The following is a 23,853-nucleotide window of genomic DNA, read 5'->3' as shown; positions in this document are numbered from 1 at the left end:
AGGTATGGTTGTGTGCTGCGGCATTGCGCCGGGGATGACCTGTTCTGGCCCCCGGAGGGGATGATAATGCACAAGGGAGGCCGGATGGGCAACAGGACTGTTGGGGGCGTGACAGGGCGTCCGGGTAGAGGCTGGCTCCGCAGGCTGGCTGTATTGGTCTGTCTGGCCGGTCCGGTGGCTCCGGTCATGGCAGACGGGACGGGAGGCGGCATTCCGGCCTGTTCGCCCGCCGCACGGCAGGTGGAGCTGGCCTGCCAGAGCTGGACGGAAATAGAGGCGGCCCTGAAGGCGGGAACGGGGACGGTCATCCTGCCGGTCGGAGGGACGGAACAGAGCGGCCCCTACATGGCCGTGGGTAAGCACAATGTTCGTGCCCATGTGCTTGCGGATGAGATCGCCCGCAGGCTGGGGCACACGCTGGTGGCTCCTGTACTGGCCTATGTGCCGGAGGGAGCGACACGCCCACGGACGGGGCACATGCGTTTTGCCGGGACATTGTCCATTCCGCCTGCCGTGTTTGCAGGACTGGTGCAGGGAGCGGCGGAGAGCCTGAGGGCCCAGGGGTTCAGCACCATCGTGCTGCTGGGGGATCATGGCGGATATCAGACGCAGCTGGCGGGACTGGCGGCAGGGCTGAACAGGCGGTGGGCCAGGGAGGGGACGGCGAGGGTCCTGTTCGTGGGGACCTATTATGATGTGGTGGCCGGAAAATATGCGGATCATCTGCGTCAGCAGGGGTACGGTGTGGCTTTGGGGAAACATGCCGACATAAGCGATACGTCCCTCATGCTGGCTGTCGATCCGTCCCTTGTGCGGGAGGGGCTTCTGAGGCAGGCTGGGAAACCAGGTTCTGCCGATGGTGTCTATGGTGGTGACCCGCGGCAGGCAACGGCTGAACTTGGCCGGGCCGGCACAGCCATGCAGGTGCAGGCTGCCGTTGAGGCCATTTCGTCTTTCAACAGGAGACGCCCATGAGGCTCAAAGTTTCTTTTCTGGCAATGGGGGCCCTGCTGGCTGCGGGAGCAGCACAGGCCCAGCAGGCAGTCAACCATCCGGACCCGCAGGATGAACCCATCGCTGCGGAGTCCCCCAAGCCTTTCCCGGACGGTGATCCGTCCGCAGCGGCCAAGGGTGTTTCCGTTCCTGCTCCTGTCGTGACGGAGCAGTCTCCGGTCGTGCAGACCATTCCCGGAATGCCTCCCGTGACGGACCTTCACAACATCTACAGCGAGGCGAGCGGGCCGGACAAGCTGTCTCCTGTCGTGGCGCATGACCTGGAGCGGGTCTATGTGCCGAACCTGCGTGGCAACAGCGTGTCCGTCATCGACCCGAAGACCTACAAGGTCGTGGACACGTTCCCGGTGGGGCGGTCTCCCCAGCATGTCGTGCCTTCATGGGACCTGCGGACCCTGTGGGTGACGAACAACAGCGAGGGCCATACGGACGGGTCCCTGACGCCGATCGACCCGGTGACCGGCAAGCCCGGCAAGGCCATTCCGGTTGATGACCCCTACAACATGTATTTCACGCCGGACGGGCAGAATGCCATCGTCGTTGCGGAGGCGCACCGCCGTCTGGATTTTCGTGACCCGCACACGATGGCCCTGAAGGGGTCTGTCGAGGCTCCGCTCTGCGAGGGCATCAATCATGCGGCTTTCTCGGTGGATGGCCGTTATGCGATCTTCACCTGCGAGTTCGGGCGGTACCTGGCCAAGGTGGACACGGTCAACCGTCAGCTGCTGGGTATGCTGAAGCTCTCCAAGGGGGGAATGCCTCAGGACGTTCTGGCCGCTCCGGACGGACACAAGTTCTATGTGGCTGACATGCATGCCGATGGCGTCTTCATCATTGATGGTGACAGCTTCAAGGAGACGGGATTCATTCCCACGGGTCTGGGGACGCACGGCCTGTATCCGAGCCGTGATGCCAGGCTGCTTTATGTGGCCAACCGTGGGTCTCACATGGTGCATGGCCCCCGTCACAGCAAGGGCAGCGTTTCCGTTGTGGACGTGGCCACGGACAGGGTGCTGAAGACCTGGCCGATCCCTGGTGGTGGCAGCCCGGACATGGGGAATGTCAGTGCGGATGGCAGGACGCTCTGGCTCTCTGGCCGGTTTGACGATGTCGTCTACGCCATTGATACGGAAAGCGGTGCCATGAAGCAGATTCCTGTCGGGGCGGAGCCTCATGGTCTGACGGTCTGGCCCCAGCCGGGCCGGTACAGCATCGGTCATACGGGCATCATGCGCTGAGCGGTTACTGAGCCGTCTCATGATGTTTCTGGAGAAAGGGGGCCTGATGGCCCCCTTTTTTCATGTCCTGACGGATGTGAGAAAAAGAAAGCTGTTTCTATTTTATTAATGAAATGTTAAATAACACCCATCTTCTTCGGGGTCCAGTCTGGCCTTGTCCATCTACAATAGTCTGCATGAGTCGGGGTCTATGACAGTCCTGAAAGGACGTGCCTTGCGTTTTTTTCTGCTGGTGCCTCTACTGGTGACGCTGGTCTATTATGCTCTCCTCTCACCCGTCCTGTATGAATCACAGACCTTTCTGATTGTCGAAAAACCTGACGGCCGGGGTGATGACGCCTCGCCGATGATGGGGAGTGGCGGCCGGAACGCCGGGAACTATCTGTTCCAGACATTCGTGTCCTCCTATGAGGAGTTCCAGTCCCTCGACAGGAAACTCGACCTTGCCCGGCATTACAGTTTCTTTCCGGACCCAATCCAGAGTTTTGGCGGGGCGATGTCGTTCTTTTCACGCAGCCGTCGTGCCCTGTACGGCTATTACGGACGTTACGTCGTCGATGTGGATGTCGGCAGGAAAGATGGTATCGTCAGGCTGACCGTCAGGGCACCTGATCCGTCTCTCGTGGGGGCGATGACCGGCCAGATTCTTTCCGATGCCAGGGCCAGGATGGCGTCACTGAATGAAGAGTCGGATGCGCTGCTTCTTCAGGAGCATGAGGCCTCCATGAGAAGGCTGGGTGATGTCATCGCCCGGGATGAGCGGAGCCTGGCAGACAACGTGCTTGCGTCAGGCATCTACGATGGCAGCGGCTTCTACGACACCGTACTGAAAACGCAGTTCCAGATACTGGCCAGCCAGGCGTTCCTGAAAGGAAAATATGCGGTCTTTCAGGGCAGCGTGGACCATGATGCCCAGGCCGTCCGTCGGGAGATGACCACCTATGAGGCTGAACAGACGGGGCTGCAGCAGCAGGCCGTGGAAAAACGGGCCATCATCCTTGAGAATGACCGTCTGATCCATGAGATCAGGTCACTTTCAGGCATTCTGGACACGGAAATGGCGGCCTATGAGACCGTCCGGGCGAAGGTGATCACGGCGCATTATTTCCTGAAGACGGTCAGCGGGCCTGTGGTTGAGGAAACACCTGTCAGGCCGGCATTCTGGTGGAGCGTTCTGGCGTCCCTGGCTGTCGGAGCGGTCCTGTATATGGCACTGGTCTGATACATATGATGGTGACGTCCATGAGCCGCTGCGGTCTGGTGATCATGGCCTTGTCCACGCCGGTTCTCACGGGGTGTGACCTGCCAAAGGCCGGGCCGGGCGTAGGGTCGCTCATGGCACGGCGGCAGTACCAGAATGGTCGGCAGTCATTTGACGGGCTGGTGACCCGGGAAGTGACCATAAAGGACGCTCTAGAGACCGCCAGACAGATACGGGCGGAGGATGCGGCCCGCATCAGGCAGTCGGCCGCCGCCATCAATGTCGGGAGCAGTACCCGGAATTCCACGCTCCATCGTGGTGATGACATCACCGTGTCCATCCTTTCCTTTTCGGGGGGCAGTGAGGGGCTGGGGGCCGCACCGTCCGTCATGCGGCTGGGGCGGTTTTCCATCATGCAGGACGGCACGGTGGACCTGCCCTATCTTGGCCCGGTTCAGGCCATGTCCCTGACATGCAGCCAGATGCAGCGGAAACTGTCCCGCCTTTATGCGGAGAGACGGATATTCAGCAATCCGTCCGTCATCGTCCGGGCTGACGGAACGGAGGATGGTCAGGCTGCCGATTCCGTCCTTGTCGTGGGGCAGGTGAACCATCCCAGGGAAGTCAGGTGGCGGGCCGGTGGCATGACACTGGCGCATGTGCTGGCCGAGGCCATGGGGGATGAAACGGTCATGATGGCCGAGACATCCGATGGGGGGGTGGCCGCCCCGGCCCGTTATGCGACCGTCGTGTCGGTCGTCCGGGAAGGGCAGGTTGTCGGTGAGCTGCCCATCAGTGAGGCCCTGTCAGGTGATGTTTTTCTGGCCCCGCATGACAGGGTGATCGTGAAGAAGACGGCGTCCATCATGGTGCCCGTGCTTGGTGGCGGGGCTGCCCGGCCGGGAGCCTATGCGTTCGGGGTCAGTCCGACACTGGCGGAGGTTCTTGCCATGTCCGGTGGCCTGCGACAGGAGGCCGCTTCCAGCCGGGCCGTTTTCGTCCTGCGGTATGACCATGAAAGACCATGCCTCCTCAGGATTCCGTTTGATCGTGTCTATGGTCTGTTCGTGGCGCAGAATTTCCTTCTGAAGAGTGGTGACGTGGTCTATGTCGCCGAATCGGCATGGATGCCCTACCTCAAGGTCTTCTCGCTGATCGTCCAGGCTGGTGTTCTGGTGTCCATCGCCCGATGAGTGTGGAAGGGCGGTGTTTTGATTTTTCCCCCTATCGGGAGCTTCTGGGTTGTGGAGCGGAGCGGATCACATCCTTCGAAGCTCTCAACATGTTTCTGGACCGTCACGGAGCGGCCGATCCGGTTCCCTGCTTCAGGAGGCTGCCCATTTCCGTCTTGAAGCTTGGTACTGAGTGGAAGGGCGGGCTATGGTCATGCCTTCGGGCCTGGTTCAGGCGGCGGACTCGCCGCCCTGAACCGGCATGGCGGGAGCTGATGGACCGGCGGAGCAGGAAGATGCTGCTGCTGTCCCTGGCCATCACGGCCATCATGTTCAGCCTTGCCCTGCAGAGCCTGTTTTCTGATCTGGATGGACATGACGTGGTGCAGTGCGTCTATGCCTTCCTGTATCTGTTCCTCACGTTCTTTGCTGCCTATTCGTTCGTGAAGCTGATCTTCGGGTGCTGGCTGGCCCTGAAAGGTCCGGCGGGGAATCCCCACCATCCGGTGCATGGGGCCAGGGAGCCGGACAGCACGGAACGGTGCGCCATACTGTATCCGGTCCATCATGAGGACATGCACAGGGTCGGGGCGGGCATGGCGTCCTTGATCGAGAGTCTCCGGAACGACGTGCCGGATCATGTCCATCATTATGATCTGTTCCTGCTCTCGGACAGTACGGATGAACGGTATGTCCTGACGGAACAGGCGGCCTTCTATCACCTGAAACAGCGTTATCCCGACATGGCCATTCATTACCGGCACAGGGCGTATAACGCCAATGCGAAGCTGGGGAACATCGTCGATTTTCTCCGGCGATGGGGCCGGGACTATGCCTACATGTACATGATGGATGCGGATTCCATCGTGTCAGGGGCCTGCATCCACCAGTGCCTGCGGATGATCGTGGGGAATGGCCGGATCGGCATCATCCAGACCAATCCGCTGCCCGTGCTGCGGCAGTCATTTTTCGGGCGGCTCTTCCAGTTCAGTAGCCACCTCTACGGCTCGGTCTTTGCCTCCAGCATGGAGGCCCTGTCCATGGGGCATGCCAGCTATATCGGACACAACGCTATCATAAGGACGGAGGCGTTCATCCGGCACTGCATCCTGCCGGAACTGTCCGGCATGAAGCCGTGGGGCGGAAAGCCCCTGTCGCATGACATTGCCGAGGCGTCCATGATGGGAAGGGCCGGATATGAGGTTTGGTTCCTGTCGGACATCGGGGGAAGCTACGAGGAAATACCGGCCAATGCATCGGGCTTTCTGGCCCGTGAGAACAGATGGATGCAGGGGAACATCCAGAATGTCCGGTTCCTGTTCACGGACAGGCTCCAGGGCCTGCACCGGGAAACCCTGCTGACGGGGGCCCTGGGGTATTTGATGGCACCTGTCAGTGCCCTGTTCATGGTCTCGTCCGTCTATGCGTCGGCTCATGTTGAAAGCAGCCTCATGGAAGGAACCGTGCCCGAGACGCTGAGGATGATGTCCCTCGTGCTTTTTGTCCTGGCCATGATCTTCGTGTTCTCACCCCGGCTGATCGCCCTCTCCGTGGCCATGCGGCGTGGGACGGCCTGCCATTATGGCGGCCGGGGAAAGCTGCTCTTCAGCTTTCTGCTGGAGACCCTGTTCGTGCTTTTCTACAATCCGGTCATCATGTGTTTCATCGTGAAGTTCCTGCTGGCCTATGTCCGGCGGATTTCCGTCACGTGGACGAACCAGCAGCGGAATGATGATCCCCTGACCTTCCGGGGCTGCCTGCGGGAATACTGGTGGTGTTCCGCCATCGGCCTGTCAGGGACATGGCTGCTGAAACGGGTGATGGATGGCCAGTCGGATCATGAGACCGAGCTGCTGGTGCAGTGGTCAGGTGGCCTGCTGTCTGGCGAGGCCATGTTCGTTTGGTTCATTCCGGTGATCGGCGGTCTGGTTCTGGCTCCCTTCATGGCGTTTCTGACAAGCCATACGTGCGGGCTGGCCAACAGGTGCCGCTGGTTTCTCATACCGGAGGAGGCCGTGGAGCCGGATGTCATCAGCTGCCTGAAGAGGAATCTGCCCATCATGAGGGCGGCCTTCCCGGCTGCTGGCGGTCACATTCTCAGACATGCGCTGACAGACCCGTCATTCTACATCCAGCATTACCGGCGTGTCCGGTCCCGCCGGGCCATAGCCGACCGGCTTCTGCCGAGGATCAGGGCGGGGCAGAGGCTGGACAGGCGCAGCCTGATGATGGCCCTGAAGGAGAGGGCCTGTTTCGTGGAACTCGTGAAGAAATACTGTCTGGCGCAGGGTCATTCCCTATAGCAGGTGGTCGACGGTTTTATGCAGCAGGAAGCGGTCTTCAGTCATGGAGGTGAAGGCGGACATGCACAGCCACAGGATGGTCATGAGAATGGTCCGTCTGCGGCTGTTCCTGAGGGACAGGACGACGGTGCCTTCTTCCTGATCCCAGAAGGTCGTCCCGGTTTTTCTGTAGCGTATGTAGTGGAATATCTCGGCCAGAGGGGGCAGGAGATAGATGCCACCCATGAAGCAGCCGACATAGATGAGGTAGGTGCGGCTGAGGCAGGTGCGGAGGGTGAGCGTCCGGCCGTCATCATGGAATGGCCTGATGCCGAGAAGATGCTTGCCCAGGGTGTTGCCGAAATGGGCACAGATGAGGGCGTCCAGCAGCATGGAGAGCGGAAAGACGAAAAAAAGGTCGATGCCCGTATTGATGAGAAGTCCGGGTGTCAGGGCGTAGGTGGGGCCATGCAGGGCCAGCAGGCCGGGAAACAGACGTTCCAGAACGTGGAAAAGACTGTAGATGGGCAGGGAAAGGATGAAGCTGTACAGCGTCAGGTCAATGTTGCGGGCCATCAGACGTGCCCAGAGACCGGCCTTCTGAGGGAGAGAGGGGAGAGGATGGTCCATCGTCAGGAGTGCCTTGGGTCTGGTGTGGAACGTTGATGAATTCATTCTGGCTGGGTGCCAATTATGTCGTCAGGACGTGCCTGTGACCAGCCCACCTTATGGGGACGTGTCCGCTGGGGTATGGTGTGCCCGCCGGAATATGATGAGACGTGGATGAGAAGGGGAGCGAAAGGTCGGATGAGACAGCGTACAGGCATGATGATGGCCGTTCTGTCCGTGGTGGGAGGACTGGTCATGACCTGTCCCTCTGTCCGGGCGGCGGAGAGCACGCCCGTGGTGACCAGCCATACACGGGCCACCCTTGTCAGCATGACGGATGCCGTCGGAGACGGGCAGAAGACCCTGCGGGTCGGGCTGCGGCTTCAGCTGAAGCCGGGATGGCACACATACTGGCAGAATCCCGGTGATGCGGGCGAGGCTCCCCATGTTCATGTCACGGCCGATGGGGTCCGTACAGGCAGTACCGAGCGGGTGGACTGGCCTGTCCCGGAACGTGTCTCCGAAGGTGGGCTGATGGCCTATGCCTATCAGGGCGATGTCCTGCTGCCCGTGCGCCTGCCCGTGCAGGGACAGGGGGCCGGTGAGGTGCGGATCGTGGCCGAAGCGGACTGGCTGGTCTGTGCGGATGTCTGCGTTCCCGAGAAGGGGAGCTTTTCCCTGACCCTGTCCGCTGGCGATCATGGTTCCGGACAGGAGGCGGCAGAGGCCGCCCTGTTCCGCCGGGCTGATGCTGCCATGCCCCGCCCCTCCCCTTTTCAGGCGGAGATCACGGCTGGAGGGCAGCTGCGGCTGACAGGGAGCGGGATTTCACCTGATACGGTCCGGCAGGCCTGGTTCATGCCGCAGGATGGTGGCGTCATGGCGCAGAACGTGCCGCAGGAGCTGTCCGTGCAGGATGGATGGATGACCCTTGGCCTGAAGCCTGATCCCTATGGCCATCCCCCTTTCTGGCAGAAGCCGCTGGCGGGTGTGGTCGTGCTGGTGGATGGGGCTGGCAACCGTTCCGGCCTTCAGGTCATGGTGGAACCTGTCATGGGAGCGGAGGCGGGCGGCCATCCCGCGGCGGGAATGCAGGGAAAGGCGGATCGGGGCCTGTGGGGCAATCTGCTGTCGGCCTTTCTGGGGGGTGTCATTCTCAATCTCATGCCCTGCGTGTTTCCCGTTCTGGCCATGAAGCTTCTGTCCTTCGCCCATATGGGCGGAGCCGGATGGCGCAGGCGGTGGAGGAGTGCCGCTTTCTACAGCGTGGGCATCATGGGCTGTTTTGCCATCCTTGGTGCCCTGATGATGGCCCTGCGTTATGGCGGGGCTGCCGTTGGCTGGGGGTTCCAGTTCCAGTCCACGGCTTTCGTGGTGGGGGTGGGGTGGCTGCTTTTTGTCATGGCACTCAATCTTCTTGGCGTGTTCCAGATCACGGGGGGACGGCTGACCGGCCGGGCCGGGCAGGTGGCCGCCGGTCATGGCCCGGCCAGTGACCTGCTGGCCGGCCTGCTGGCGGTGATCGTGGCGACACCCTGTACGGCTCCGTTCATGGGGGTGGCCATTGCGGCCGCACTGGGCGGTCCGGTCTGGTCCGGGCTGCTGGTCTTTCTGGTCATGGGGCTGGGGCTGGCCGCTCCCTACTGTGTCTGTGCGGTCGTGCCGGGTCTGGCCAGACGTCTGCCCCGGCCCGGTGCGTGGATGGAGCGTCTGAAACAGCTGCTGGCCTTTCCCCTGCTGGCGAGCTGCGTGTGGCTCCTCTGGGTCGCCGTCCTTCAGTCCGGTGGCGGGGCGGTCCTGCTCATGGCAGGTGGTGCCGTTCTTCTGGGGCTGGGAAGCTGGCTGTACGGGCTGGCGCAGCAGCGGGCCATGCTGGGTGAGGCTCCCCGGCTGGTGCTGGTCTGCCGGAGCCTGGCCGTGCTGTGTCTTCTGGTCTGTCTGGTCGGGCTGGGGAAGACCGTGGCGGCCGGTGAGGGGGATGGCGTTCCTGCTCCCGGCAGGGGTGAGCAGGCCAATTCTCTGACTGAACCGTTTTCTGAGGAGAGGCTGGCGGCACTGAGGGCGGCGGGGCGTCCCGTTTTCGTGGACATGACGGCGTCATGGTGCGTGACCTGTCTGGTCAATGAGCGTGTGGCACTGGATGTGCCGTCCGTCCGGCAGGCTTTCCGGGAGCATGGCGTGGTCATGCTGCGTGGTGACTGGACCCGTCGGGACGAACGGATCACGGCGTTCCTGAGAACACATGGTCGTGATGGCGTTCCGCTGTATCTGTATTATCCGCCGCATGGCAGGGAACGGGTATTGCCGCAGATTCTTGCCCCGTCCCTCGTTCTGGAGGTGCTTTCCGGCGCAGGGAGGACCGGGACCCCGTAACTTTCCATGATGCAGCATTTTACTTTCGGTTAATATCAGGTAAGTGGTTCGTAAATCGGGCAGGGCGTGATGCGCCCTGTGGCGTTCTCTGACCAAAGTGCATGATGTGACAGAAAGCGGGAGTTGCTGGTGGGACGTATCATTTTCTTGAACTGTTTCCCCCGGGATTATGTTTCCGGCGGAATCAAGACGATGTACCAGCATGCCCTCCTGCTCCGTCGTGCCGGTTTCCAGGTTCAGGTGCTGCAGGCGGACGGGGTTCCTCCGTGGCTGTCTCCTGAGGTGGCCCCCATGGTCTGTGGTTCCATCTCGAACCTCACCCCTCAGGACATGCTGGTTTTCCCGGAGGTGCTGGATGGCTGGTACGGGGAAATGATGCAGGCACCCCTGAAGGCCAGGAAGGTCATTTTCTGCCAGAATCCGTATTATTTCTTCACATACAAGCCGTCCCTCCAGAAGCTCAGGCAGTGGGGGGTCAGCCGTGTCCTGGCCCCGGGGAAGGAGACCGCCCTCATGCTGCAGAGGGTGCTCGGGCTGGATGAGGTGCCCATCACGTCACCGGTGGTGGACAGCAGGCTGTTCACCCCACGGAGAAAGAAGCTCCAGATCGTTTTCAGCCACTGGAAGTGGGCAAGGCAGGGACCCCTTCCGGACTATGCCGGCATGATTCAGGAAATGCTGCGAACCAAATACCCGCAGTGCGCCGACGTGCCCTGGGTTCTCCTGAAGGACAGGAGCGAGAAGGAGGTGGCGACCCTGATGGGCGAGTCAGCCATATGCCTGTCGCTGGGGAGGCTGGAATCCCTGGGCATGACGGCTCTGGAAGGCATGTCCGCCGGGTGTGTCGTGGTCGGCTTCCACGGTGGCGGTGGCCGTGACTATGCGACAACGCAGAACGGCTTCTGGCATTCCCCGGAGGATCTGGAACAGGTCGTGGATTCCCTGGCCCTGGTGCTGTCGGCTTTCTCCCACGGCAACGCCATGCTGACGAAGATGCTGGAGCATGGTCTGGAGACGGCCAGGCAGTATGGGCCGGACCAGGCCAGCGAACAGCTGAAACGGGTCTACGGCCAGCTCCAGATGTAAGGTTCTGTCCCGTTCAGGGGAAAAAAATATGATGCAGGGATGTTTTCATCGCTCATCAACGATATAACAGCCATTCATTAACATGTGGATGCGTGCTGTCCTGAAGTCGGGCATGGGGTCGGTCGGGCTTCTGGTCATGGTGCATGGGAGGATGCGGAATGCTGGATCGTTTTGTGGCATATAATGCACGCAGTGCTGGTGACGTGATCGCTTTTGGCAGCCTGTCCCATCAACGGTCCTATGCGCTGCTCGAGGCCACGGTCAGCCGTCTGGCCCGTGCCCTGGAGGGGCTGAGAAGCCTCGATCTCCAGCGTGTGGCGGTGCAGTGTCCTGACCCCTGGCGGCATTGGGCACTGACCCTGGCACTGGGGAGACTGGGGCTTGCCTCCGCTTCTCTCGTCAATGGAGAAGTGCCGGAAATTGAGCTGTCCATCCTCAGGCCGGACCTCATCATCCTTCATGGAAAGGTGGGACTGCTGTCGGGGGACGGGCGGCTGTCCCTGCATGAGGACTGGTTCGAGAAGGTCCTGTCCGGTGTGGAAAATGATGACCCGTCCAGCTACTATCCACCCGTTCCGGTGCAGAGGTCGGCACCGTGTCGGCTGGCCCTGGCGAGCGGCACGAACCAGACCCCCCATCTGATAGAGCTGAGCTTCGGTGAGGTGGAAGAACAGATCCACCGGCTCATGTATCATGACATGATCGAGTTCTTCGCCAGCAGTGCCGGACGCCGTGGGCGGGTGACGGGCAAGCCGCAGCTGCTCTGCTCGATCGGTCTTCAGGCTCTGAGCGGCTTCCTTCTGGCCGGTGCGGCCCTGGCGGGTGGCACGACGCTGCGCAGCTCCGATGCCCAGAGCATTGGTGCGGAGGTCATGCAGGCCTCCACGCTCATGGTCGTGATGACACCCGTCCACCTCAATCATCTTCTGCAGGTTCTGCCTCCGAACATGCGGCCCGTGGAGCACATCCATCTGACCGTGGTGGGGGGCAAGCTGTCCGTCGCCGTGCTGGAGAAGGTGAAGAAGCGTTTCACGCCGCATGTGCAGGTTGTCTATGGCACGGATGAATGTGGCATCGTGGCGGCCATTGCTGCAGAGAAGCGTCAGGGTGACGATGAGGTGGGGCCGCCGCTGCCGTGGGTTGATGTCCAGGTTGTGGATTCCAAAGGGCAGCGGCTGGAGGCTGGTCAGGCGGGTGACATCCGCATCCGGGGTGGCGGGGTGATCCGTGGTTACCGTGATGATGGTCCGGCTTCGGATATCCGTTTCCGGGATGGATGGTTTTATCCGGGAGACAGGGGATTCCTCTCCCCTGAGGGGTCGCTGCATCTCCAGGGGCGGAGCGATGCGCTCGTGAATGCCGGGGGAGCCAAGTTCGACCTGGAAGTCATGGAGAACATCCTGCTGACCGAGCCACGCATCAGGGATGTTGGCGTGTTCACGCTGGAGAACAAGGAGGGGACGGAGCGGTTCTATGCGGCTGTCGTGTCCAATGAGAAATTCGACGACAAGGCACTGTCGGCCCGTCTGCGTGAACGCTACGTGGCCCTGCCGCCCGTCATCCTGATCTGGGTACCGGAAATCCCCAGGACACGGGCCGGACACGTGAACAGGGACAAGCTGAAGACAACCCTGAAAGACTACATCCGTCATGAGCTGAACGTCAGATAACCGGGCCTTTCCCTCACACGGCCAGCCAGCCGCCGCCACGACGATCGAAACACAGGAAACAGAACCGCAATGAGCCAGACATATAATCCCGATGAAATTGCCATCATTGGCGTTGGCTGTGTGCTGCCCGCCGGGTTGGGGGACAGGGAGTCTCTCTGGCAGTTCCTGCTGGAGCGGCGGGATGGCTGTGTGGCCGTGCCTGCCGACCGCTGGGGGCGGAAGCGGTTCTATGACCCGGTTGACCAGACCCCGGGCAAGACGACCATGCAGTATGGTCATTTCATGAACCCGGACGATCACCAGTTCGAGCCGCTGTTTTTTGGCATTTCCCCCCGTGAAGGGATGGTGATGGACATCCAGCAGCGTCTCCTGCTGGGTGTGGCGTGGCGTGCGATGGAAAATGCGGGCATCATCGCCAGTTCGCTGGCCGGTACCCGTACCGGTGTCTTCATGGGGAGCTTCACGCAGGACCAGCTCGTCCAGTGTGGCAGCCCCTTCATGCAGTCGCAGATCAGGGACCAGTTTGCGGCGGTTTCCGCCTGCATGACCATGTATGCGGCCCGTATCGCTCATGTGTTCGGGTTCCAGGGGCCGGCCATCGCCATGGACACGGCCTGCTCGTCCTCTCTGGTGGCCCTGCATCAGGCCTGCAACAGCCTGCGTCTTGGCGAGTGTGACGTGGCCCTGGCCGGTGGCGTGAACTTCATGGCCTCTCCGCAGACGGCCATGCTCATGACGAAAGGGCACTTCCTCGCCAAGGATGGCCGGTCCAAGTCCTTCGCCGCGGATGCGGATGGCTATGGGCGTGGTGAAGGCTGCGTCATCCTGATGCTCAAGCGTCTGAAGGACGCCATGCGGGATGGTGATGACATCCGTGGCGTCATCTGCAGTTCCGGCGTGAATCAGGATGGCCGGACGCCGGTGCTCACCATGCCGGATGCCGAGGCGCAGGAAACGCTGATCCGTGACGTGCTGCACCGGGCTAATGTCGATGCCCGGGATGTGGCCTATGTGGAGGCGCACGGGACGGGTACCCCGGTCGGTGACCCGATCGAGGTCAAGGCCATTGCGCAGGCCATCGGCCAGTATCAGCCCGAAGGGCAGAAGGTGCTCATCGGCTCCGTGAAGGCCAATCTGGGGCACATGGAGGCTGCCGCCGGTGGTGTGGCCGTCCTGAAGGCCATGCTGTGTCTTGAACACGGCAAGGTGCCCGGCCAGGCCAACCTGAAGGAGCTGAATCCAGCCATCCCGTTTGAGGACTATCGGGTGCAGGTGGCACAGGGTGAGGCAACGCCCCTGCCGGAGCGTGACAGGCTTTATGCGGTCGTCAATTCCTTCGGTTATGGCGGGACCAATGCCGTGGCCCTGCTGCGCCGCCCGACCGAGGCGGAACGGAATTCCGCACGGCGCAAGGCCGTCCGCCAGCACCGGGTGAAGGGTATCCGCCCAGCCGGGTTCATGAAGCAGGTGCCGCTGCTGCTCAGTGCCTTCTCCGAGGCGTCCCTGGGGCATATGGCCGGGGCCTATGCAGGGCTGCTGGGTGATGGACAGGTGGAGCGCAGCGTGTGGGAAGCTCTCTGCTTCTCCGCAGCACAGTACAGGGCACGCTTCCGCCAGCGGGCTGTCATCCTCCCGGTTCAGGGTGAGGATGAGGTGACGCAGGCCCATGCCGCCCTGATGGCCTTGGCGGAAGGCAGGACGCATCCGGCCCTGTTCACGGGCAAGGCCGTCGTGGATGAGGTCGTGAAGCCGGTCTTCCTCTTCTCCGGCATGGGGCCGCAGTGGTGGGGAATGGGTCGTTATCTGCTGCGGAAGGGGCCTGCCGAGGTCCGTGCTCTGGCGAAGCGTTGTGACGAGCTGTTCAGCAGGCTGGCGGGCTGGTCCCTGCGGGAAGAGCTGCTGAAGCCGGAGGCGAAGTCCCACGTGCAGGAGACGGAGGTGGCCCAGCCAGCCATCTTCCTCGTTCAGATCTGTCTGGCCGCCTTCTTCACCCGTCATGGCGTGATGCCTGGGGCCATTGTCGGGCATAGTGTGGGCGAGGTGGCAGCCGCCTATGTCAGCGGTGCGCTGGAGCTGGAAGATGCCGTGACGGTCATTTATCACCGCAGCCGCCTCCAGGCCACACGGGCGGGCCGTGGTACCATGCTGGCCGTCGGCATGAGCCGCAACGTGCTGGAGGGCCGCCTTGAGGCCTTCGATGGCAGGCTGACCATTGCCGCCATCAACAGCAGCGAGTCCTGCACGGTTGTCGGCCCCCGTGAGGAGCTGGAGGTGCTGGAGGCGGACTGCACGAGGGAGGGCGTTTTTGCCCGCTTCCTGAAGGTGGACGTGCCGTATCACAGCCCGGAAATGGCGGCGATCGAGGAGGGGATGCTGGCATCCCTGGCCGACATCACGCCGAAGGCACCGACCGTTCCGCTTTACTCCACGGTCACGGGCAGGCTGTGGGAAGAAGGCGAGCGGCATGACGCCGCCTACTGGTATGCCAATGCCCGTGAGCCGGTCCTGTTCCATGATGCCATGCGGGCCCTGCTGAAGGACGGTCATGCCGTCTTCCTGGAGCTTGCGGCCCACCCCGTGCTCGGCACGTCCGTGACGGGCTGTGCGGATGAGGGACGCTATGAGGTTGCGGTCATTCCGACGCTGCGCCGCAAGCAGGATGATGCTGATGGTCTGCTGCGGGCCCTTGTCCGTCTGACACTCAGCGGTGCCGAGCCGGACTGGCGGTATGTCCTGCGTCCGGAACGGACGGAACTGCCCTTCTATCGTTGGGAGGTGGAAAACAAGGCCTGGCTGGAGACGGAGGCGTCCCGCCGTGACCGTCTGGACGAGCAGGTCCATCCGGTTCTCGGGACACCGAGCCTTCTGGAGAGCCGGGCCTGGCGTGCGGATATTGGCGTGTCGTCCATGGAATGGCTGATGGATCACAAGGTTCATGGCATGGCCCTGTTCCCGGCGGCTGCCTACATCGAGGCCGCCATCGCCGCCCATGCCCAGCTGGAGGCCAAGGACCCGGCCGTGATCGAGGAAATCACGATCAACACGCCGCTGGTCGTGCAGGAAGGGCAGGTGCCCGTGGTCATGTGGCGTTTCGACACGACCACACGCCGCCTCGTGTTCGACAGTGAGACGGTTGCCTGGAATGGTGACTGGCAGACCCATGGTCATGCCACGGTCCTTCAGGCCGCACCTTGGTGTGCTGCCTCGGAGGTGAACCGGCATTTCGATTTCGCTGCCCTGTGCGAGGGGACGACCCGCTTTGAGGGAGCCGAGGTCTATCAGGCCTTTGCGACGATGGGGCTGGATTATGGCCCGGCCTTCCAGACACTGCGCAGCCTGCATCGTGGGGAAGGCTATTCCGTCGCCGAGGTGGCCCTTGGGGAGGAACAGGCCGCCACGCTGGATGATTACCACCTGCACCCGGCCCTTCTGGACGGGGCGATGCATGCGCTCATCGGTGCCTTCCCGTTCGAGGAGCAGAAGGACGTCTATGTCCCGGCATCCATCGAGCGTATCAGCTACATGGGGCAGAAGGTGTCCCGGGCCTATGTGAAGGCGACCCCGACCCTGCGGACGCAGCGCAAGATCGTGGCCGACCTGCGGCTCTATACGCCGGAAGGTGAGCTGCTCTGTGAGGTGCTGGGGCTGTGCTGCCGCCGTGTGGCCCGCAGTGGCAAGGATGCCTCGTCCGCTGCCCGTCTGGTCTATGCTCCAAACTGGGTCAGTGCAGAACGGCAGGTGTTGATGAGCGAGCCTCTGGCCATCACCCTGCTGGGTGAGGGTGACGGTCTGGCCACCCGGGTGGCGGAGATGCTGAAGGATAATGGGGCCGAACTGACCGTCAGCTCCCAGCTGAGCGGGCAGGAGCTTGCCGACACGCTGGATCAGGAACCCTTCCTGAACAGGCAGCGTGCCCTGGTGCTGTTCCCGAGGGGTGGGGCGGACTATCAGACCTGTCTTGATGACATGGCCGCCTGTGTGGAGCTGCTCCAGCGTGTGCCCATGCGTGGCCGCAAGCGGCGTCTGCCCGTCATCATCGTCACCCGTGGGGCCTATGACACGGCCGGTCAGGCCCAGGCCCTCCAGCGGGCCTATCATGGGCTGTTCCGTGGGGCGGAAGCCGAGCGTATGGACCTTGCCGTCCGTTGCGTTGACGTTCCGGTGGACGGTGTCGAGGAGCTGCTCGAGGACCTCGCCGCTGAACTCGTGCTGGAGGATCCCTCAGAGGATACGGTCTGGCTGCGTTTGGCAGCCGGACAGGGGCCTGCCGAGAAGAAGGTGCCTGCCGGTAAGAGTGAAGAGGGCGAGGCTGCGGCGGCCGAGCCGGTGGAACGTCTGGTCCAGCGTCTGGTGTCCCCGCCGCTTGAGCCGGAACCCCAGCCCGTCCCGCTGGAAGAGATCATGGGCGGGAAGGACGATGGCACCATCGGTGTCCGCCTCGAATCCAGCCGCTCCGGTGCGCTGGAAGGAGTCACATGGCAGGCCTTCGCCGTGCCGGAACCGGGGCCGGGTGAGGTCAAGATCCGTACCCGCATGGCCAGCCTCAACTTCAAGGATGTTCTCAAGGCCATGTCTCTCCTGCCGGAGAGCGTGACGGAAGGCACCTTCAGTGGTGACGATCTCGGCCTGGAGTGCGTCGTGGAAGTCGAGGCCATCGGTGAGGGCGTTGACAACATGAAGCCGGGCGACCTGTTCGCCCTCGTCTATCCGGACAGCTTCTCCTATCGCCGTATCGTGGGCGTCAAGGAGCTGGCCTACTGTGCCCTTCCCCTCTCCGAGGAGATGCTCCAGTTCCCGCTGGAGCAGATCGCCGGTGTGCCGCTGGTGTTCGTCACGTCCTATTACACGCTGGTCCATCTGGCCCAGCTTCAGGAAGGGGAGAGCGTCCTCATCCATGCCGGTGCGGGTGGCGTGGGGCAGGCTGCCATCCAGATCGCCAAGCTGAGGAAGGCGGTGATCTACAGTACGGCCGGAAACCCGGAGAAGCGGGAGTATCTGCGGCAGCAGGGCTGTGCGGGGGTCTGGGATTCCCGGACGCTGGAATTCGTCGATGGCATCCGTGAGGCCACGAATGGCCGTGGCGTGGATGTCGTCCTGAATTCCCTGCCGGGTGAGGCGATGGTGCACAGCCTGAAGCTGGTGGCTCCGATGGGCCGCTTCGTGGAGATCGGCAAGCGTGACATCGTGGAACATCGGGCACTGGACCTGATGCCCTTCAACGAGAATCTGGCCTATTTCTCCTTCGACATGGACCGGATGATGCCGCACGAGAAGCTGTACGGCATCATGGACGAGATCATGCTTCTGGCCCGTCAGGGCAAGCTGTCCTTTCCTCAGACCCGCATCTTCAAGGCTGCCGAGGCATCCGAGGCGTTCCGTTACCTCATGTCCTCACGTCATATCGGCAAGATCATGATTTCCTATGAGGACATGAGCGGTCTCAAGGCCCGTCCGCTGCCACGGGTCCTGCCGGGCTTCAGTCGCAGGGGGGCCTATCTGGTCACGGGCGGCATGGGTGGCTTCGGTCTCAAGACGGCGGAATATCTGCTGTCCCAGGGGGCTGGGGTGCTGCATCTGGTCGGCCGTTCCCTGCCGAAGGATCCGGAGCGGCAGAAGGCCATCGCCACGCTGAAGAAGCTGGCCGAGAGTGCCGGGGGCCGGGTCGTGACCCATCGTCTGGACGTGACGGACCGGCAGGCCGTCAGCCAGCTGGTGCAGCAGCTGGCCCGTGAGGAGGTGCCGCTGCGGGGGGTCTTCCATGCCGCAGGTGTGGTGGATGACCAGCTCATCAGCAAGATGGATGCGGCAAACGTGGCTCATGTCATGGCTCCCAAGGTTCTGGGTGCCCAGGCACTGGATGAGGCTACTCGTGGGCTGGAGCTGGACCACTTCGTCCTCTACTCCTCCTTCACGGCGGAGATCGGCAATCTGGGGCAGAGCAGCTACATTGCGGCCAACAGTTACCTGAATGCGCTGGCAGAGAACCGGCGTCAGCAGGGGCTGCCAGCTCTTGCCGTGGGCTGGGGTGCCATCGGCGACGTCGGCATGCTGACGGAAAGCGATGCTGCCGGGCGCATGTTCGACGTGGCCGGGATCAAGACCATGACGGCGGCGGACTGTCTGAAGCACCTGCCGGTGCTGTACGGCGTGGACCGCAGTGACGTGTCCCTGGTGGACCTCAACTGGGTGCAGGTCTTCGGTGCGCTGGCCTGGCTGAAACCGTCCGCCCGGTTCACGCTGCTGCAGCAGGAAAGCCGCAAGGGAGGCATTTCGGACTCCGTCCAGCTGCTGATGAACATGCCGGAGAATGAGCGTCTGGATTATGTCCTGCTTCGTCTCAAGCAGCAGCTCGGGTCCGTCCTTCAGGTCGATCCCGAAACGATCGAGGACAGTGCCCGTCTTTCCGAGCTGGGGATCGACTCCCTTGCCGGTGTGGAGCTTCAGACGGCGATCCGGTCCGAGTTCGGGGTGGACGTGTCGCTGGTGCTGCTGGCCCGTAACGAAACCATCATCGAGATGGCCCGTAGTCTTCTGCGTCAGGCCGTGATGATGGTGCAGCAGGGTGGTTCCGTGACGCTCGAAGGGGCGCAGGCTGCCGTGGGGGGTGCATGACATCCTGGGCTTTTCAGACCGTCAGGAAATTCGGCTATACGGTCGAGCAGTACGAGAACGGTCTGGCCATTCTCGACCGGCAGGAAAGCCGGCTGGACGACATGCTGAGCTTCCGGGCGATAGAAAAGCCCGATCAGGTCCAGTTCGCCGTTCTGGATGAGAACTCGGACATTGCCGAGTCCCTGACATTCCGGCAGGCCCATGAGTGGGCCTGCCGTGTGGCTGGGCTGGTGGACCGTTTCGTGCCGGAGCGGGGCCGTGTCATGCTCTGTTTCGAGAACGACATGGCAGCCGTGGCCGGGTTCTTCGGCTGTGTCTATGCCAACACGGTGCCGGTCTCGGGTGTCTATCCCAGCATGGTCGGCAGTGTGGACCGTCTCTTCGACATTCTGGAGGATTCCGGGGCGGTGGCCGTCATCGGGCGGCGGGATACCCTCATGGGGTTCCGGAAGCAGGCGGCAGGCCGGGCCAGAAAGGTGAAGTGGATTCCCATCGAAGGGGCCGAAAGTGCGGAGCCGCTCCATCGCCGTCAGGCCGTGGAACTGGATGACGTGGCCTTCATACAGTACACGTCCGGCTCCATAGGGCGGCCCCGTGGGGTGCAGATCACCCATCGCAATCTTGGGTCCAATCTGTACCTCCTGATGATCCGCAGCGACTTCTGGGTCGGCAATCTGGGTCTGATCTGGCTGCCCCTGTCCCATGACATGGGGCTGGTGAGCCTCATGTTCGGTGTAGCGACGGGTGGCCCGACGTGGCTCATGAAGCCGGAACATTTCGTCACCAAACCGGAACGGTGGCTGACGGCGATCGACCGTTACCGTGTCAGCTTTTCTGCCGGTCCCAATTTCGCCTATGAGCTTCTGGCCCGTCACGTTCCCGATTCTGCCTTGGAAGGTCTGGACCTGTCCTGCTGGAAGTGGTCCGTCATCGGGGCGGAAATGATCGAGCAGGAAACGGTGGAACGGTTCTTTGAACGTTACTGCCCGCTCGGCATTGAAAGACCCATCCTGCGGCCTGGCTACGGCATGGCGGAAACGACCCTGATGATCACCAGCGGTGGCTGGGATGGCAAGGAGGTTGTGTCCTTCGAGACGTTTTCCCGGGAGGGGCTGGCGGAAGGGCGGGCCGAGCCGCCCCTTCATGAATATGACAGGCGTGTCTTGGCCAACTGCGGCCGGGCGATCGAGGAACATGCCGTTCTGGTCGTCGATCCGGAGAGTGGGGATGTCCTGCCGGACGGACAGGTGGGCGAGCTGTGGCTGAGTGGCCCTTCCGTGACACCGGGCTACCTGAACCGGGAGCAGGAAAATCAGGAGCGTTTCAGCCTCCGGCTGGAAGGCCGCCGCTGGTTCCGCAGCCGGGACATGGGGTTCCTTCTGGAAGGCCGCCTCTTCGTGACGGGACGGATGGAGAACAGTCTGCTCGTTGGTGAACAGCGTTACGACCCGGATGATCTGGCGCAGGCCATCCGTCTGGCCTGCCCCGTGTTCACAAGCCGGAGCGTGGCGGTGTTCCGGCATGAGGGGGTGCTGTGTGTCATGGGCGAGCTGTCCCTGACGCAGATCAGGGAGGACCCCGATCATGAAACCCTGCTGACGGGCATGGCCCGGGCCATCGGGCGGGTCTGCCCGGCCCGGAAGCTGCGCTGTGTTCTGGTGCGGCAGGGCGGGATATGCCGGACGCCAAGCGGCAAGATACGTCTTGCCACGACGTCGGAGGCCTTCACGGCTGGCCGGCTGCCGGTCGTCCAGGAGCGGAGCTTTGGTCCGGATGAACTGGAGAAGGTGGAGATTCTTGCCTGGGGAGACAGGCCACTATGAGGGATGGCCATGACGGGAGCCGTGGATGGCTGGCTCAGAGACAGGACATAAACGTGGGAGGACATGGCCATGAGTGAAAATGCGGAGAATGTGCTCACGCAGGAAGGCCCTGAGGGTATCCGTTACGATTTCAACGAGGGCTGCCGTGTCTGGGTACCGGACGGAGCGAAATGGACGGTACGGCTGCGGGATGTGGACACGGACACGATCCTGTTCCTGAACGAGGTGGTTGGTGCCGGCTTCGTGGGGAGCAACAAGAAATATTACGTCCGTTTCGAGATCACCGTCTGGAAGGACGGAAAAGAGGTCTTTACCCATGTCTGTAACCTGAAGGACCGGGAGGTCTTCATCGACATGCACATGGGCGGGCTGGGCGATCATATTGCCTGGGTGGGACAGGCCGCCGCCTTCGTGGAGGAGCATGGCTGCCGGGCCAGTTTTTACGTGAACAGGAATCTGATCCCGCTCTTTGAGGATGTCTATCCGCATATCCGTTTCATTTCGGAAGAGGACATGGGGGATAGGCAGTATTACGCCAGCTACAAGGTACTGGTCTTCTTCCAGGACAAGGAGTTCGCCTATCAGCCCAATGATTACCGCCAGAGTGGCCTGTCCCACATGGGGGCCTACATTCTGGGGCTTCAGCCACAGGACAGGAAACCGCTCGTGGCGGTGGAGCCGGGTGGAAGGCCCATGGAGGAGCCTTATGTCTGTATTGCGGCGCAGGCTTCCGGGCTGAGCAAATACTGGCAGAATCCTCGTGGCTGGTATGACCTCGTCCGCTTCCTGAAGGAGAAGGGCTACAAGGTTGTCTGCATCGACAGGGACCGGGTGACGGGGCCCCCCACCTGCACGAGGTCCATCCCTCATGGAACCCAGGATGAGACGGGGAACCGTCCGCTGCCGGAGCGTGTCCGCTGGCTGCAGCATGCCGAGTTCTTTGTGGGGACGTCATCCGGTCTTGCTTGGCTGGCCTGGGCGGCTGGCACCAGGGTGGTGATGATCAGTGGTTATACGGAGCCTTACAACGAGTTCTACACGCCGTACCGCATCATCAACCGGAATGCCTGCAATGGCTGCGCCAATGACGTGAACATCGACATAAACCCGGATGATCCGTTTTTCTGTCCACGGCACAAGGGCACGGACCGCATGTATGAGTGCTCCCGCGTGATTTCCTTCACGCAGGTGAGAACGACGATTGAGAAGATACCGGGCTTCGGGGAGGTGTCAGAATGACCGAGAAAAACAGAGAGCGTGTTCTGAAGGATATTGTTGATCTGACGCCTCCTTCCCCGGCCTCCGTTCTGCCGTTCACGGAGGACAGCCTCATTTCTGGTGCAGGCGGGGGGGATCAGTCCGTCGTGTCCCGATCCGCTTCTCCAATGGATGGTGATGCCAGCTCCGAGGACGAAAAGGGCGACGGTATCAAGAGGATACAGGGTCTTCCCTTCCCGGCTCCGGCAGATGAGCCGACGCAGGAAGGAGAGCATGGCCTGCGGTATGACTTCAATCTTGGCATCCGGGTAAAGATTCCGGAGGGCGAGGGGTGGCGTCTGCGTTTCTGGGACACGGAGACGGAAACCTGCCTGTATGACGGAAGCAAGGGAGGAGACTATGTCTGTTCCCGCAAGAAGTACTTCCTGCAGGGACATATCGAACTCTTCAAGGATGATGAGCTGGTCTGGACCCATGACTATGATGCCCGTGGCAAGAAGGTTGCCGTCATCATGCCGACGGGGACGCTGGGTGACCCGCTGGGCTGGGTGCCTTATGCCGACCGCTTCAGTCAGGTCCATGACTGTGAGGTGACCATTGTGGTCAGCGAGATGATCATCACGCTCATGGCACCGGCCTACCCGCACATCCGTTTCCTGAGTGACAAGGAATTCGGAAGCGTGAATGAGGAGCTTTACGCAACCTATTATGTGGGCCTTTTCTTTCATGATGAGGAACAGGCCTGGCAGCCACGGGATTTCCGTGCCGTGGGGCTGCACAGGACGGCTGCCTGGATCCTTGGTGTGGACCCGACGGAGGTTAGGCCCAAGGTCGAGATTGAAAAGAGCGACGAGCGGCCCATAAAGGAGCCTTATGTCGTGATCGCCGCCCAGGCATCCTGCGCCTGCAAGATGTGGCAGAATCCCGTGGGATGGCTGGATACGGTGGATTATCTCAAGAAGATGGGCTACCGGGTCATCTGCATCGACAAGGACCCGGTGGTCGGGCACAATATCCACTGGAACCATATCCCTCATGGTGTCGAGGATGAGACGGGTGCACGGCCACTGGGAGAGCGTGCCCGCTGGCTGAAACATGCGGAGTTTTTCGTGGGGCTGTCTTCCGGCCTGTCATGGCTGGCCTGGGCGGTCGGAACGCCGGTCGTGATGATCAGCGGCTTCACGGATCCGATCAATGAGTTCCATACGCCGTACCGTGTGTTCAGCAATCATGGCTGCAACAGCTGCTGGCATGACATCCGCAAGCCGTTCAGGCATGATGACTATCTGTTCTGTCCCTATCACAAGGGTACGGAGAGGGCCTTTGAATGCACGCGCAACATTGGCGTACCTTATGTGGTGTCGGTCATAAAAAGGCTGTGCCGGGACCAGGGTTATGTGCCCCCGGCCGTGGCGGCTGGCAAGCCGTGGCCTGATGACCGGACGAAGGTGAAGCCGCTGTCCGAGCGGAAAGGCTATGAAAACAGGCATGAAGCTTACTGGAAGCTTTGAAGGGGAGGCCTGATCCCGCAGGGGCACTCTCATGCCTGCCGGAG

General features: G+C 61.9%; 13 protein-coding genes. 12 read left to right on the top strand and 1 reads right to left on the bottom strand.

The genetic code is table 11. The features are described from left to right. Nucleotides 1-186: 186 nt before the first annotated feature. The 5 genes from CPA56_RS07050 to mdoH all read left to right on the top strand — a co-directional run bounded on the left by CPA56_RS07050 (nucleotide 187) and on the right by mdoH (nucleotide 6,928). Nucleotides 187-975, top strand: coding sequence for a creatininase family protein (locus CPA56_RS07050; RefSeq protein ID WP_182041459.1), 789 nt, complete (start codon nucleotides 187-189; stop codon nucleotides 973-975). After that, a complete protein-coding gene (locus CPA56_RS07045; protein WP_229707498.1) occupies nucleotides 972-2,252 on the top strand; it encodes a YncE family protein in 1,281 nt (426 codons plus the stop codon). The genes CPA56_RS07050 and CPA56_RS07045 overlap by 4 nt, the downstream gene beginning before the upstream one ends. Nucleotides 2,253-2,466: 214 nt before the next feature. Then, nucleotides 2,467-3,474 carry a hypothetical protein gene (locus CPA56_RS07040; RefSeq protein WP_182041304.1) on the top strand — a complete coding sequence of 336 codons (1,008 nt, stop codon included), beginning with the start codon at nucleotides 2,467-2,469 and terminating at the stop codon, nucleotides 3,472-3,474. A 5-nt stretch (nucleotides 3,475-3,479) separates the two neighbouring features. After that, nucleotides 3,480-4,646 (top strand): polysaccharide biosynthesis/export family protein, encoded by a 1,167-nt coding sequence (locus CPA56_RS07035; protein ID WP_182041303.1) that lies wholly within the window; start codon nucleotides 3,480-3,482, stop codon nucleotides 4,644-4,646. Further along, nucleotides 4,643-6,928, top strand: coding sequence for a glucans biosynthesis glucosyltransferase MdoH (gene mdoH / locus CPA56_RS07030; RefSeq protein WP_182041302.1), 2,286 nt, complete (start codon nucleotides 4,643-4,645; stop codon nucleotides 6,926-6,928). Before CPA56_RS07035 ends, mdoH begins: the two co-directional genes overlap by 4 nt. Here mdoH and CPA56_RS07025 read toward each other — a convergent pair. Beyond that, complete coding sequence (locus tag CPA56_RS07025; RefSeq protein WP_182041301.1) at nucleotides 6,923-7,582, bottom strand: RDD family protein; 660 nt, start codon at nucleotides 7,580-7,582, stop codon at nucleotides 6,923-6,925. The genes mdoH and CPA56_RS07025 overlap by 6 nt on opposite strands. A gap of 132 nt (nucleotides 7,583-7,714) precedes the next feature. On the opposite strand from CPA56_RS07025, the gene CPA56_RS07020 reads away from it, so the two are divergent. The 7 genes from CPA56_RS07020 to CPA56_RS06990 all read left to right on the top strand — a co-directional run bounded on the left by CPA56_RS07020 (nucleotide 7,715) and on the right by CPA56_RS06990 (nucleotide 23,809). Then, entirely contained in the window at nucleotides 7,715-9,889 is a 2,175-nt protein-coding gene (locus CPA56_RS07020; RefSeq protein ID WP_229707496.1) for a protein-disulfide reductase DsbD family protein, read from the top strand. 192 nt (nucleotides 9,890-10,081) lie between these two features. Next, on the top strand, nucleotides 10,082-10,975 hold the full coding sequence (locus CPA56_RS07015; protein ID WP_182041300.1) for a glycosyltransferase: 894 nt from the start codon (nucleotides 10,082-10,084) through the stop codon (nucleotides 10,973-10,975). Between the two features lie 158 nt (nucleotides 10,976-11,133). Further along, nucleotides 11,134-12,645: a class I adenylate-forming enzyme family protein gene (locus tag CPA56_RS07010; protein ID WP_182041299.1), complete on the top strand. Its 1,512-nt coding sequence runs from the start codon at nucleotides 11,134-11,136 to the stop codon at nucleotides 12,643-12,645. Between the two features lie 69 nt (nucleotides 12,646-12,714). Next, on the top strand, nucleotides 12,715-19,257 hold the full coding sequence (locus CPA56_RS07005) for a type I polyketide synthase (RefSeq protein WP_182041298.1): 6,543 nt from the start codon (nucleotides 12,715-12,717) through the stop codon (nucleotides 19,255-19,257). Then, nucleotides 19,254-21,080, top strand: coding sequence for an AMP-binding protein (locus tag CPA56_RS07000; protein ID WP_182041297.1), 1,827 nt, complete (start codon nucleotides 19,254-19,256; stop codon nucleotides 21,078-21,080). The genes CPA56_RS07005 and CPA56_RS07000 overlap by 4 nt, the downstream gene beginning before the upstream one ends. 69 nt (nucleotides 21,081-21,149) lie before the next feature. Beyond that, a complete protein-coding gene (locus tag CPA56_RS06995; RefSeq protein ID WP_182041296.1) occupies nucleotides 21,150-22,319 on the top strand; it encodes an autotransporter strand-loop-strand O-heptosyltransferase in 1,170 nt (389 codons plus the stop codon). Further along, a complete protein-coding gene (locus CPA56_RS06990; RefSeq protein ID WP_182041295.1) occupies nucleotides 22,316-23,809 on the top strand; it encodes an autotransporter strand-loop-strand O-heptosyltransferase in 1,494 nt (497 codons plus the stop codon). The genes CPA56_RS06995 and CPA56_RS06990 overlap by 4 nt, the downstream gene beginning before the upstream one ends. Nucleotides 23,810-23,853: the final 44 nt, after the last annotated feature.

The organism is Bombella mellum, assembly GCF_014048465.1.
Classification (GTDB): Bacteria; Pseudomonadota; Alphaproteobacteria; order Acetobacterales; family Acetobacteraceae; genus Bombella; species Bombella mellum.
The sequence above is the reverse complement of the archived record's forward strand: the minus strand, read 5'-3'. Positions and strand labels throughout refer to the sequence as shown.